This window comes from Parafrankia sp. Ea1.12, assembly GCF_900465275.1.
GTDB classification, from domain to species: domain Bacteria; phylum Actinomycetota; class Actinomycetes; order Frankiales; family Frankiaceae; genus Parafrankia; species Parafrankia soli.
The window spans coordinates 1-12,835 of the sequence record NZ_UBIZ01000119.1; the positions used below are offsets into that span (position 1 = coordinate 1).

Sequence of the window (12,835 nt, forward strand, 5' to 3'; positions counted from 1 at the left end):
CGTCAAGAAACCCGGCGAACCCGCCTCGACCCGCCACCCAGGCCCGCCAACGATCCGGCTCCACCCCCTCGCCCCACGCGCAGCATGACCAGATCCCAGCAAGATCAAACTACGCTTCACGGCATTGCATCCTGGCCGGCGCGGATTCGAGAAAGACGAACGGAACATGTGCCCGGGATGTGAGCGCGCACGGCGTGCCCGCAACAGTTCCACGAACGGTGAACCCGTGGACCCGTTTGGCCCGCGAATCCGCCAACTAGTTCTGTCGAGGAATTCGTGAGTCGATGCGCTCAACCCGGTACACGGCGTTCAGGCGTGTGGGTCCGGCCCGCGGTGGTCCGTGGCGTACGCGTCGACGTAACTCCTGGCCCGAGTGGTCGGCCAGCACCCGCATGAGCTCGTCCGTCGCGGATCTGATCACCATCCGCTCGGTCGGCGCCGGGCCGTCGGCGAGCACGCGGCGGTACCGGGAGAAGTCCAGGGGACGGCCGACGATGATCTGGACCCGCCCGCGCCGCCACCGGCGCCGGCCACGCGGGCTCACGGTCTCGGTGCCCTTCACCGCCACCGGGACGACCGGTGCCCCGGTGGCGAGCGCGACCCTGGCCACCCCCGTCCGGCCCCGGTAGAGCCGGCCGTCCGGCGATCTCGTGCCCTCGGGGTAGATCCCCCACGCGCCGCCGGCCTCGAGGAGCCGGACCGCCGCGGCGAGTGCCCCCGCCGCCGCGACGCCACCGCGCCGGTCGACCGGCACCTGCCCGGCGGCCGCGAAGAACCAGCGGACCAGCCGCCCCCGCATCCCCCGCCTGGTGAAGTACTCCTGCTTCGCCAGGAACGTGATCCGCCGGGGGACGAGGCGGACGAGGAAGAACGAGTCGGCCACGGCCAGGTGGTTGCCGGCCAGGATGACCGGCCCATGCCGCGGGATGTGCTCCGCGCCGGTGACGGCCGGACGTCCCAGCAGGCCGAGCAGCGGCCCCACCACCAGCACCTTGATCAGCCAGTACGCCATGCGCCCGCGCCCTCCTGGTCCATCCGGCCGGCGGGCGGCGTCCCGCCGAGTAGACACTGTCTACTTCGGGGATGGTAGACACTGCCTACGTGGCGGGTGAAGGGGCGCTGCGGCGCCGGCTGGTCGAGGTGGGCACGGCGATGCTCGACGAGGGTGGGCTGGCCGCCGTCAGCCTGCGGGCGATCGCGCGGCAGGCGGGTGTCTCACACGGCGCGCCCCGGCGGCACTTCCCCACCCACGCGGCGCTGCTCGCGGCGATCGCGGCCGAGGGTCTGGCCGATCTCGCCTCCCGTCTGGCCGGGGTCCGGGCGGCCGGCGAGGCGGCCGGAGCCTCCCCGCACGAGTGCGTCGTCGACGCCGGGTCCGCGTACGTCCGCTTTGCTCGCGAGCGGCCCGCCATGTTCGAGCTGATGTTCCGGCACGACATCCTGGTCGGGTCGGGGGAGAACCTCCGTGAGCGGAGCCTGCCGCTGTTCGACGCCTGGACCGATCTCGTCCGGGCCGCGCTGCCCGCGCTGCCCGCCGGAGCGGGCGCGGGCGCGCCGGAGCAGGTGCGCAGGCGGGCACTGCTGGCGTGGACGCACCTGCACGGCATCGCCGTGCTCGCGGCCAACGAGAGCCTGGGGCTGGTCACCGCATCACCCGATCCCACCGAGCTGGTCGTCGAGGCGATCGGTGTCCACCTGTGCCCGGACGCGGGGCCGCACTGATCCGCCTGCTGCCGGCGTCGACACTGTGAGCGAGGATGGCCGGATTCCCGACATGCCACGGGCGATCGCCGAAGCCCGGATTGCCGAAGCCCCGGAGTGACCAGCCGTGTCCCGACCCGCCGCCGCGCCGTTCCAGCTCGCCGTGCTCGAGGCCGTCCTCGAACGGATCACGTACGCCAACGAGGAGACCGGCTACACGGTCGCCCGGGTCGACACGGGCCGCGGCGCGGACCTGCTGACGGTCGTCGGCGCGCTGCTCGGCGCCCAGCCCGGCGAGTCGCTGCGGATGCGCGGGCGGTGGGGCTCGCATCCTCAGTACGGCCGCCAGTTCCAGGTCGAGGACTACACCACCGTCCTGCCGGCCACCGTCCAGGGCATCCAGCGGTACCTCGGATCAGGCCTGGTCAAGGGGATCGGGCCCCGGTTCGCCGAGCGCATCGTCGAGCACTTCGGCGTCGACGCGCTGGACGTCATCGAGACCGAGCCGGCGCGGCTCATCGAGGTACCGGGTCTCGGCCCCAAGCGGACGAAGGCGATCGCCGCGGCCTGGGAGGAACAGAAGGCCATCAAGGAGGTCATGGTCTTCCTGCAGGGCGTGGGCGTCTCCACCTCGCTGGCGATCAAGATCTACAAGCAGTACGGGGACGCCTCGATCGGGGTGGTGCGCACCGAGCCCTACCGGCTGGCCGCCGACGTGTGGGGCATCGGGTTCCGCACCGCGGACACCATCGCGCAGGCGGTCGGCATCCCACACGACAGCCCGCAGCGCATCAAGGCCGGCCTCGCGTTCACCCTTTCCGAGGCCACCGACAGCGGCCACTGCTTCCTGCCCGAGACCCGGCTGATCGCCGACGCCGTGCGCATCCTCGGCGTCGACACCGGCGCGGTGATCGAGGGGCTCGGCGAGCTGATCACCGAGGAGGGGGTGGTGCGCGAGGAGGTCCCCGGCGAGGACCCGGAGCAGCCGGTCGCCGCGGTGTACCTCGTCCCGTTCCACCGCGCCGAGATCTCCGTCGCGGGGCAGCTGCTGCGCCTGCTGCGGGCCGACGAGGACCGCCTCGCCGCGTTCGCCGCCGTTGACTGGGAGAAGGCGCTCGGCTGGCTGCACACCCGTACCGGGACCGAGCTGGCGGCGGCGCAGCGCGAGGCGGTCACCCTCGCTCTCACCTCCCGGGTGGCGGTGCTGACCGGCGGGCCCGGCTGCGGGAAGAGCTTCACGGTGCGCTCGGTCGTCGAGCTGGCCCGCGCCCGGCGGGCGAAGGTCGTCCTCACCGCCCCGACCGGACGGGCCGCCAAGCGGCTCGCCGAGCTGACCGGCCACGAGGCGTCGACGGTGCACCGGCTGCTCGAGCTGCGTCCCGGCGGCGACGCCGCCTACGACCGGGACCGCCCGCTCGACGCCGACCTCGTCGTGGTGGACGAGGCGTCCATGGTCGACCTGCTGCTGATGAACAAGCTGGTCAAGGCCGTCCCGCCGGGCGGGCACCTGCTGCTGGTCGGCGACGTCGACCAGCTTCCCTCCGTCGGCGCCGGGCAGGTGCTGCGTGATCTGCTCACCACCGGCACGCCGATCCCGCACGTGCGGCTGACCCAGGTGTTCCGCCAGGCCAGCGAGTCGGGCGTGGTGACCAACGCGCACCGCATCAACCGCGGGGACCATCCGCTGGTGCGCGGCCTGGACGACTTCTTCCTCTTCGTCGCAGAGGAGGCCGAGGATGCCGCCCGGATCACCGCGGAGGTGGTGGCGCGGCGGATCCCGGCCAAGTTCGGCCTCGACCCGCGGCGCGACATCCAGGTGCTCGCGCCGATGCACCGCGGCCCGGCCGGCGCCGGGGCGCTCAACATCGCGCTGCAGGAGGCACTCACGCCGAGCCTGCCGGACCGCCCCGAGCGCCGCTTCGGCGGCCGGGTGTTCCGGGTCGGCGACAAGGTCACCCAGGTGCGCAACAACTACGACAAGGGCGCGAACGGGGTGTTCAACGGGACGCTCGGGGTGGTCACCGCGCTCGACAACGACAGCCAGACCCTGACCGTCCGCACCGACGAGGACGAGGACGTCGACTACGAGTTCACCGAGCTCGACGAGCTGACCCACGCCTACGCGGTGACGATCCACCGTTCGCAGGGCAGCGAGTACCCGGCCGTGGTCATCCCGCTGACGACCAGCGCATGGATGATGCTGCAGCGCAACCTGCTGTACACCGCGGTGACGCGGGCGAAGAAGCTGGTGGTCCTGGTCGGCTCGCGCCGGGCCATCGGGCAGGCGGTCCGCTCGGCCGGCCACGGGCAGCGCCACACCGCGCTCGCGCACCGCCTGCAGTCCGCCGGGCGCTCCGGATAATTTTCCGCGGCTCGCGGCTCGCGGCTCGCGGCTCGCGGCTCGCGGCTCGCGGCTCGCGGTCGAAGCGCGCGATTCGCCGTCTGCTGGATGTTCCGGGTATTTCGGCCCGGTCTCGGTGTCTCTGCGGTGTCCGTCCGGCACGGGCTGCTACAGTTTTCGCCAGGTCCTGAGCGCCAGCGTCAAGCCCCGGCTTGCTGGCCGGCAACCCTCCTCCGCGGTGGGGTGCCCCGGGTGTGACCAGGCCCGCGGCGAACCCGCCGTCGGCAAGTGCGGACCCCCTCTGGGTCCACCGGGGCCCAAGGAGGCTTCGTCGTGTCCTTTTCGTATGCCACCACGTCTCCCGACGTTGATCGGGAAGGGCCCGCCGTCGGCGCGCTGCTCGACGTGGTGGGGGCCAGCCTCCCCGTTCCGCTCGCCGACGGACGCGAGGTCCCGTACGCCAATCTCGACCAGGCCGCCAGCGCCCCCTGCCTGCGCGGGGTCGCCGAGCACGTCGAGCGCGTCCTGCCGTACTCGGCGAGCGTGCACCGCGGAACCGGCTACTCCTCCGCGGTCTGCACCGCGCTCTACGAGGGGGCCCGCGACGCCGTGCGCACGTTCGTCGGCGGCCGCCCGGACGACGTCGTGATCTTCACCCGGAACACCACCGACTCGGTGAACCTGCTCGCCCGCTGCCTCCCGCCGCAGCCGCCCGACCCGGCGCGGACGTCCGACCCAAGCCACGCCGTGCCCGGCGGGGTCGTCGTGTTCGACCTGGAGCATCACGCGAACCTTCTCCCGTGGCGGTCCCGGCCGGGCTGCCGGTGGGTGCCCGCCGCGCCCACCCGCGCCGACACGCTGCGCGCGCTCGCCACCGCCCTGGACACGGCACCGACCTCGCTCGTCGCGGTGACCGGCGCGTCCAACGTCACCGGCGAGGTGCCGCCGCTCGCCGAGATCGTCCGGCTGGCGCGCGCGGCCGGCGCGCGGGTCTTCGTGGACGGCGCCCAGCTCGTCCCGCACCGTCGGGTCGACATGGCCGCGCTCGGCATCGACTACCTCGCGTTCTCCGGGCACAAGCTGTACGCGCCGTTCGGCGCCGGCGTGCTCGTCGGACGTCCGGACTGGCTGGCGGCGGCCCCGCCCTATCTCGCCGGCGGGGGCGCCGTGCGTGAGGTGACCAGCTCCGCCGTGGCCTGGGCGGACGGCCCGGCCCGGCACGAGGCCGGCAGCCCCAACCTCCTCGGCGCGACGGCGATCGCGGCCGCCTGCCGGCTGCTGGGTGCGCTCGACGCCCGCGACCTGCACCAGCACGAGGACCTGCTGCGCCGCCGCCTGGTGGACGGGCTGCGCGGGATCGAGGGGGTCACCATCCACTCCCTGTGGGCCGACGGAGACGATCCCGCCGCTGGCGAGGCCGCCGGAGACGGGGCTGCCGGTGGCGCTGCCGCCGGAGGCGAGGCTGTCGATGCCGGGGCTGCCGGAGGCGAGGGCCCGGACGGGACCCTGGCCACGGGGCCCGTCGGGGTCGTCACCTTCTCGGTCGCCGGGCGCGATCCCGGGTACGTCGCCGCCGTCCTCTCCGCCGAGCACGGCGTCGGGGTACGCGCCGGACGCTTCTGCGCGCATCCGCTGCTGGGGCGGCTCGGAGCCGAGGGCGGCGCGATCCGCGCGAGTGTCGGCATCAGCTCGACGAGTGCCGACGTCGACAGGCTGCTGGCCGGGCTGGCGGAGCTCGTCGGCCGCGGGCCGCGCCAGCAGTACCGCGACCTGGGTGACGGAGGCTGGGCTCCGGCAGCGGACGGTCGCGCGCTGCCGCCCTGGGTCGCCGAGCACATGGCGGCCGGTCACGTCCGCGGTCGTGTGCCCGCGCCGGGCCACGCGTACGACAGCGTCGGCCTGCCCGCGTACTCCAGCCCCTGCGGGACCTGAGCCGACACGGGCGCGGATGTTCTCGTCATGGTGCGGACTCGCGGATGTCCGTCGTCCGGGCCCGGCTGCCCGCGTACGCTTCGCACGGGGCACTGTCGCGCTAGGAGGTGGCGGGCTTGACGATGATCGCCGGAACGGCGGCCGCGGGTGGCGGTGTCGCTCCGACACGGGCTGCCGGCTACCGGCCCGAGAGCGCCGGCCCGCCTGTGGAGCCGGTCGCGCCGCCGCTGCGCAGGCTGATCGGTGGGGTGCTGCGTCGGCTCCGCCAGGCGCAGGGCCGCACGTTGCGGGACGTCGCCGAGGCCGCGCAGGTCTCCATGCCCTACCTCTCGGAGGTGGAACGCGGTCGCAAGGAGGCCTCCTCGGAGGTACTGGCCGCGATCTGCCGGGCGCTCAACATCAGACTGGTCGACCTCCTCGCCGAGGTGATGGCCGAGCTGGTCCGCTACGAGCCGCTGCCGCTGACGACCGCCACCCCCACCGCCTCTCCCGGGGCCCGGGGAGCGACGGCCGCGGCCGACCTGGATGTCGTCGCGGGAACGCCGGCCACGGCGCACGTGATGACGGTCCATCCGTCCGCGACGCTCGGTTCCGTGGCGCTCGGCGGGCCGGATGCCGGAGTCGGTGCGGTGCGCGCCTCGGTGAGCGTCCATCTCGTTGTCGCCCGGCGTGGCCGGGCGGTCCGCCGGGTTCCGGGCCACCGCCGTCGAGGGGCCACGATCCGGCTCGCCGCCCGGCCGGGTCCGGGGCGTCCGCCGGCCCACCCGGGTGCTCTCGTGCGCCGCCGTTCGTGCTGGGCCGTCCAGTCGGTCGGTGCGCTCCCCACGACGCACGGGGCGGTGGGGACGACGGCGCACGCTCAGCGCGTCCGCTGACCTGAGCCCGCCGCGGCTCTCCGCGCCGACGATCGCCCCGCCGCGTGGCTCCGCCCCGGCGTCCACCCGACCGCCCCGCGGTGCCGGGCTGGCTCAGGCCGGCACGCGGCGGACCTTTCGGCTGGCGACGACCTCGTCCACGATCCCGTACTGCCGCGCCTGCTCGGCGGTGAGGATCGTGTCGCGTTCGACGTCCCGTCGGATCTCGTGTTCGGCCCGCCCGGTGTGCTCGGCGAGTATCCGCTCCATCAACGCGCGCAGCCGCAGCACCTCCCGGGCCTGGATCTCCAGGTCGCTCGACTGGCCCTCGCCCTGCGCCGAGGGCTGGTGGATCAGGATCCGGCTGTTCGGCAGCGCGACGCGCTTCCCCGGAGCGCCCGCGGCGAGCAGGATCGCCGCCGCGGACGCGGCCTGGCCCATGCACACCGTGGCCACCTCGGGCCGCACGAAGCAGATCGTGTCGTAGATCGCGGTGAGCGCGGTGAGCGATCCGCCGGGCGAGTTGATGTAGATCGAGATGTCCCGGTCGGGATCCTCACCCTCCAGGAAGAGGAGCTGCGCCATCACGTCGTTGGCGGAGGTGTCGTCGATCTGCGTGCCGAGGAAGATGATCCGTTCACGGAGCAGCTTCGAGTACGGGTCCATCGAGTATTCGCCGCGGGGGGTGCGCTCGACGACGTTCGGCAGCACGTACCGCGCGGACGCGGCCATCGGGGCCGGGGTCATCGGAGGGCCACCCGGCTGTCACCGCCGCCGGCTGCCCGGCTGTTCGCGTCCGGGGCGACCTGGTCGACCCGAGCGATCACCCGGTCGACCAGGCCGTAGTCCCGGGCCTCCTCGGCGGTGAACCAGCGGTCACGGTCGGAATCCGCCTCGATCCGCTCGACGGGCTGTCCGGTGTGCTCGGCGATGCGTTCCTGGATCAGCCGCTTGGTGAACAGGAGCTGCTCCGCCTGGATCGCGATGTCGGTCGCGGTCCCGCCGATCCCACCGGACGGCTGGTGCATCATCACCCGGGAATGGGGCAGTGCGAACCGCTTTCCGGGCGCCCCGGAGGAGAGCAGGAACTGACCCATCGACCCGGCGAATCCCAGCGCGACGGTCGCCACGTCGTTCGCGATGTACTGCATCGTGTCGTAGATGGCCATTCCCGCGCTGACCGACCCACCCGGCGAATTGATGTACAGGTGAATGTCCGCGGACGGATCGTCACTGGCGAGAAGGAGCAGCTTCGCGCAGATCGCGTTGGCGACGGTGTCCTCGACCACCGAGCCGAGGAAGACGATCCGGTTCTGGAGGAGCCGGTGGAACACCTGGTCCTCGAACGGGCCGGCCGCCGTCCCCGGGGCCTCGCCGTACTGGCCGGTGCCGATGCCGGTGCCGATGTCGGTACCGGCGCGTGGGCGGTGTGGCCGGCTGTGCCGCGGCTGATACAGGGCATTCATGGTGCGCGTGACCTCCCGCCGGCCCGACGGGGTGTGGGGATCGAACGAAGTGGCCGGCCAGGCCAGCGTCGCCGAGAAACGGGCCGTCGGACGGCCGGTCTGCCCGTGGCAGATCTGCCCACGGCAGAGCGCCGGAGCGGGCGCCGGGGATCCGACGCGCCCGTCCCCGGCGGCCGCCCGCTACCGGGCAAAGGTGCTCCGGGAGCACTCGATCGCAGGACGCCCGATCGCCGGGACGGCCCTGCCTAGAAGGCGTCCGGATCGATGTCGAAGCGCAGCCGGGCCCGGGCGGTGTCGTCGTGCAGCGTGACCATGAAGTCCTCGGCGACACGGACCTGCTCCTGCAGCGAGGCCAGCTTCTCCTCGGCGAGGCTGACCCAGGTCGCCAGCCGCTCCTGGAGCTCCTCGCGCCGCTCGCGGGCGAGGCCCTCCCGGTCGATCTCCTCGCGCAGGCCGAGCAGCGCCCGCATCTCCTCGAGGGTGAAACCCAGCGGCTTCATCTTCTTGATGAGAAGGAAACGATCCAGAGCGTCGTCGTCGTAGAGCGGATAGCCACCGGGGCTCTCCCCGACGGCCACGAGCAGGCCAGCTTCCTCGTAGAAGCGGACCGTCCGCAGGGAGAGCGCGACCAGGGTGGCGACCTCTCCGATCTCGTAGACGCCGCGGCGGGCTGAGGAAGAGGTGATGTTGCCTGTCGTGGACAATTCGACCCTTACGTCGGTATCACGGGCGAGGTGACGGTGGCGCGAGCGGAACCGTGTCGGCTGGGCGGATCTCGGCGCGACACTCCCGTAGGCGGGTTCGTGACCAGCATATTGCGGACGGGCGGCGGCCCGCGTACGCGGCGGCGTTCGCGGTGGTCCGCGTACGGCGTGGCTCAGCGCCGGGGCGGTTCACCGCTCCGGGTGATCGGTCCGCTCCTCCGAGCGTGACCGTTCGACGTCGCCGTGCAGGCCGACGACGAAGTCCTCGGCGACGCCGGCCTGCTCACGCAGCGTCGCCAGTTTCTCTTCGGCCAGGGCGACCCAGGTCCGCAGCCGCTCGCGCAGCTCGGCCCGCCGCTCGGGGGTCAGTTCCGGGTCGGCCAGCTCGTCGCGGACGGCGAGCAGCGACCGCATCTCGTCCAGGGTGAAACCGAGCGGCTTCATCTTCCGGATGACGAGGAGCCGGCTGACGGCGTCATCGTTATAAAGACGGAATCCGCCGGGCGTCCGGCCGGCCGGTACCAGAAGCCCGGCCTCCTCGTAGTAGCGCACCGTTCGCAGCGACAATCCCACCCGCTCGGCCACCTCTCCGATCTGGAGGGTGTTGCGTCGGATCAGGCTGGGGAGGGATTCGTCCCTGCGCATCGTCGACAAAGCTACCCTTACGTCAGGGTCGGGAACCGTGGGCCGCGGCGCGAACCGGTGGCCGAACGGGGTGACTCCCGAACACGTCTGCATAGACTGTGCCATTGGTACGGAGCACTGTACGACGTCGCAGACCGGGGCGGAAATCGGCCCGACAGGCGATGTCCGCGCCCGGCGCCGGTGTCGGGGGAGGGTCTACCCGCGCTGCAGGGTCATCGCTCCTATGCGGATCGTGACGGTCCGGTGTCCGTGCGGGCGGGCCGGGTGGCTCCTGAGTAAAGGCGCGCCGGCGCCCCACCGGTCGATTGCCAGGTGATCGCCGGCTCATTGTCGGGTTAAGTCGCTTTACCGTCGGGTCATACCGGTGATTGTCGTCCTGCCGACATCGGACGCACGCTGACGATGTGGCGGGCATGACGCACTGGGATGTACACGTGGGTGTCGGCACCCGAACGCGCGCGCGATCGGTCAGACTCGACATGTCGGTGCCGGGGGTCTCCACGGCGCCGTCACCGCGCGGACGGCCCGACCGGCGGCGGCCGGCGCGGCGCGCCCGCCGTCGGCGACGAGTGGAGGTAGGCGGCAGCCGTGAGCATCACCAACGAGGCGGTCGGGCGGGTTCTCGCGGCGTACCTGACCGCCCATCCCGGTGACCGCGAGCGGTTGGGACCGCTCGTCCGTGCGTCGGCGGCCCCGGCCCGGGGTTCGGCCCGGCTGACCTCGCGCCGGACGCTGCCCGGCCACGTGACCTGCTCGACGGTCGCGGTGAACGACGAAGGCCGCATTCTGCAGATCCATCACCGGGCGTCGGGCCTCTGGCTCCAGCCGGGAGGCCACATAGAGGACCGCGACGGCTCGCTGTTCGGCGCGGCGCTGCGGGAGCTGGCCGAGGAGACCGGGATCGGCCGCCGCCGCGTCAGCGCGATCAGCGAGCAGCCGGTGGACGTCGACATCCACTGGGTGTCCGCGAGTGCCGCCCGCGGCGAGCCGGAGCACCTGCACTACGACTTCCGCTTCCTGGTCGAGATCCGCGGCTCCGGGCTCGCGCCGGTCGAGACGGGCCTCGATCCCGATGATCCGGAGACGACGCGGCCGCTGTCCGCCCCTCCGCTCGCCGTCCCTCCGCCCGCTGTCCCTCCGCCCGCCGTGCCCGTGGCCACAGACGGCCCCGCCGGGCGGACGGCCTCGTCCCCCGGGGTGGGCGCGTCCGGGCCCGTGCCGCCGGGGGTGGCGGGGACGAAGGTGCCGGGGCCGTCGGCGGCCCCGCCGGGTGCCCACGGAGCGGCTGGGGCAGCATGCACGCCGATGCCGGGCACGGCGCAGGGAACGGCGGCCGGAGTGCCGGTGGGGGTGATTCTGCAGGTTGAGGAGGTCGCCGGCGCCCGCTGGGCCGAGGTGTCGGCGCTCGGCGGCCGGCTGGCGCGCCGCGTGGCGGCCGCGCTGGTCGACCCGGGCGCCAGATGCCGATGATCGTTGCCGTGCGGGCCGTTCGTCCCGAACGGGTGTAAGCACCGGCACGGTCCGGCCCCGCGCTTCGCCGTTCCTCCGATCCCGGGGCACGATCTTCTCAGACCGGCGGTCGGGCCCTGCCCAGGCGGGACGAGGCCCAGGGGTGAACACTTGGACGCGCGACGTCGCGTGCATGACCCCGGACGGCGTCGCACGGTGCCGGTCGAGGCGCACGGTGCCGGTCGAAACGGGGGGAGTCGGGCGGATGGAGATTCCGCGGAGGTTGGGGCCGTTCCTGCTCACCCACCGCATCGGGGCCGGTGGCATGGGCACGGTCTACTACGGAACGCTCGACGGGCCCGCCGGCCGGCCCGCGGCGGTGAAGGTCATCCGCGCGGAGTACGCCGATGACCCTGAGTTCCGCGCGCGTTTCCGACGGGAGATCGAGGTCGTCTCCCGGGTCGCCGGCGCGTGCACCGCGCGCGTCCTGGCCGCCGACCCGGACGGCGACCCGCCCTACCTCGCCACCGAGTACCTCGCCGGCCCGAACCTGGCAGAGTACGTCCGCCAGCACGGCCCGCTCGTCGGGGAGACGCTGCGGACCCTGGCCGTCGGGCTGGCCGAGGCGCTCGTCGCGATCCACGACGCCGGTGTCGTCCATCGCGATCTGAAGCCGTCGAACGTGCTGCTCACCCGGGAAGGGCCGCGGGTGGTCGACTTCGGGATCGCCCAGGCCGCCGACACCGTGTCGCTCACCGGCGCCGGCTCCTCCGTCGGCAGCCCCGCCTACATGAGCCCGGAGCAGATCAGGGGCGGGGGCAGCGATCCGGCGATGGACGTGTTCGCCTGGGGCTGCACGGTCGCGTACGCGGCCACCGGGCGTTCGCCGTTCGGCGGCGGCCCGGCCGACGCGGTGCTGTTCCGGGTACGGCACGATCCGGCCAACCTGGACGGGGTCCCGGGCCGGCTGTACGCGCTGCTCGCCCGGTCGCTGGCGAAGAACGCCAAGGCGCGGCCGGACATCCACACGCTGTTCCGGGAGATCCTCGCCCTGTCGGACGTCGGCGCCGCGGTCAGCAGCGAGGCGCAGGACACCGACCTGACGGCGTTGGTCAACCAGGTGATCGCCGAGGGCTGGCTGTCCGTCGAGCATCTGGACCCCCGGATCCTCGACCTGGACGTGCGGGACGTGAACCCGTTGCCGATCGTCAGGGCGGCGGCCGGCGGCTACGCCGCCTACGCCCGCTCGGATGCCGGCGGGCCCCGCAATCTGTCCGGTGCCCGTGACCCAGTTGGGTCAGGCAACTCTCCTGGGCCCAACAACTCAGATCGGCCCGGCAGCCCACCTCGGCCCGCCAGCCCAGTTCGGCCCGGCAGCCCACCTCGGCCCGGCAGCCCACCTCGGCCCGGCCATCCGGCTGGAGTCGGCGGTCCGGCGGTGCCGGTTGCTCCGGGGACGTCGGCCGCGCATGTCGTGCCGTTGCCGCGAGCGGAGTCCCCGACCCTGCACCGGTCCGGACCCGTGCGCCCCGGGCCCGGTCCGGCCGGGCCCCGGCGAGGTCCGGGGCAGCCGAGCGCGCCCAATCAGCAGAGTGGGCCCAACGAGCGGAGCACGCCCAATCAGCCGAGTACGGCCGGGCGACAGGCGCCGTCCGGGCAGCAGTGGGCGGCCGGGCAGCGCGGCGCGGCCGGAAGGCGGATTCCTTCCAACTATCCCGTTTCCCCTGCCGCACCCGCTCCGGC

At 73.4% G+C, this 12,835-nt stretch carries 10 protein-coding genes, 1 pseudogene and 1 riboswitch; of the genes and pseudogenes, 6 read left to right on the forward strand and 5 right to left on the reverse strand.

The features are described 5' to 3' along the window. Positions 1 to 309 precede the first annotated feature (309 nt). Positions 310 to 1,012, reverse strand: a pseudogene (locus FMEAI12_RS02675) (lysophospholipid acyltransferase family protein). 89 nt (positions 1,013 to 1,101) lie between these two features. Here FMEAI12_RS02675 and FMEAI12_RS02680 point away from each other — a divergent pair. The 4 genes from FMEAI12_RS02680 (at position 1,102) to FMEAI12_RS39440 (ending at position 6,849) form a co-directional block, all read left to right on the forward strand. After that, complete coding sequence (locus FMEAI12_RS02680; protein ID WP_235013625.1) at positions 1,102 to 1,722, forward strand: TetR/AcrR family transcriptional regulator; 621 nt, start codon at positions 1,102 to 1,104, stop codon at positions 1,720 to 1,722. Positions 1,723 to 1,828: 106 nt separating this feature from the next. Then, a complete protein-coding gene (locus FMEAI12_RS02685) occupies positions 1,829 to 4,063 on the forward strand; it encodes an ATP-dependent RecD-like DNA helicase (protein ID WP_112104853.1) in 2,235 nt (744 codons plus the stop codon). Between the two features lie 162 nt (positions 4,064 to 4,225). After that, a riboswitch (SAM riboswitch) is annotated at positions 4,226 to 4,339 on the forward strand. 36 nt (positions 4,340 to 4,375) lie between these two features. Continuing rightward, positions 4,376 to 5,974 carry an aminotransferase class V-fold PLP-dependent enzyme gene (locus FMEAI12_RS02690; protein WP_112104854.1) on the forward strand — a complete coding sequence of 533 codons (1,599 nt, stop codon included), beginning with the start codon at positions 4,376 to 4,378 and terminating at the stop codon, positions 5,972 to 5,974. 122 nt (positions 5,975 to 6,096) lie between these two features. Then, positions 6,097 to 6,849: a helix-turn-helix domain-containing protein gene (locus FMEAI12_RS39440; protein WP_112104855.1), complete on the forward strand. Its 753-nt coding sequence runs from the start codon at positions 6,097 to 6,099 to the stop codon at positions 6,847 to 6,849. Positions 6,850 to 6,942: 93 nt separating this feature from the next. On the opposite strand, the gene FMEAI12_RS02700 is transcribed toward FMEAI12_RS39440, so the two are convergent. The 4 genes from FMEAI12_RS02700 to FMEAI12_RS02715 all read right to left on the reverse strand — a co-directional run bounded on the left by FMEAI12_RS02700 (position 6,943) and on the right by FMEAI12_RS02715 (position 9,643). Then, on the reverse strand, positions 6,943 to 7,575 hold the full coding sequence (locus tag FMEAI12_RS02700) for an ATP-dependent Clp protease proteolytic subunit (RefSeq protein ID WP_112104856.1): 633 nt from the start codon (positions 7,573 to 7,575) through the stop codon (positions 6,943 to 6,945). After that, on the reverse strand, positions 7,572 to 8,294 hold the full coding sequence (locus FMEAI12_RS02705; protein ID WP_112104857.1) for an ATP-dependent Clp protease proteolytic subunit: 723 nt from the start codon (positions 8,292 to 8,294) through the stop codon (positions 7,572 to 7,574). The genes FMEAI12_RS02700 and FMEAI12_RS02705 overlap by 4 nt, the downstream gene beginning before the upstream one ends. A gap of 245 nt (positions 8,295 to 8,539) precedes the next feature. Continuing rightward, positions 8,540 to 8,998, reverse strand: a complete 459-nt coding sequence (locus FMEAI12_RS02710) for a MerR family transcriptional regulator (RefSeq protein ID WP_020462400.1) — start codon at positions 8,996 to 8,998, stop codon at positions 8,540 to 8,542. A gap of 189 nt (positions 8,999 to 9,187) precedes the next feature. Next, positions 9,188 to 9,643, reverse strand: coding sequence for a MerR family transcriptional regulator (locus FMEAI12_RS02715; protein ID WP_112104858.1), 456 nt, complete (start codon positions 9,641 to 9,643; stop codon positions 9,188 to 9,190). Positions 9,644 to 10,231: 588 nt separating this feature from the next. On the opposite strand from FMEAI12_RS02715, the gene FMEAI12_RS02720 reads away from it, so the two are divergent. Together FMEAI12_RS02720 and FMEAI12_RS02725 are read left to right on the forward strand one after the other, a co-directional pair. Further along, positions 10,232 to 11,113 carry an NUDIX hydrolase gene (locus FMEAI12_RS02720; protein WP_112104859.1) on the forward strand — a complete coding sequence of 294 codons (882 nt, stop codon included), beginning with the start codon at positions 10,232 to 10,234 and terminating at the stop codon, positions 11,111 to 11,113. Positions 11,114 to 11,357: 244 nt separating this feature from the next. Beyond that, positions 11,358 to 12,835: serine/threonine-protein kinase (locus FMEAI12_RS02725; protein ID WP_146776616.1), on the forward strand; the 1,478-nt coding region annotated here is incomplete at its 3' end.

Bases quoted from the DNA above. Each gene is read 5' to 3' on its own strand.
- FMEAI12_RS02700 (WP_112104856.1), bottom strand. From the start codon at position 7,575: ATGACCCCGGCCCCGATGGCCGCGTCCGCGCGGTACGTGCTGCCGAAC.
- FMEAI12_RS39440 (WP_112104855.1), top strand. From the start codon at position 6,097: ATGATCGCCGGAACGGCGGCCGCGGGTGGCGGTGTCGCTCCGACACGG.
- FMEAI12_RS02705 (WP_112104857.1), bottom strand. From the start codon at position 8,294: ATGAATGCCCTGTATCAGCCGCGGCACAGCCGGCCACACCGCCCACGC.
- FMEAI12_RS02715 (WP_112104858.1), bottom strand. From the start codon at position 9,643: ATGCGCAGGGACGAATCCCTCCCCAGCCTGATCCGACGCAACACCCTC.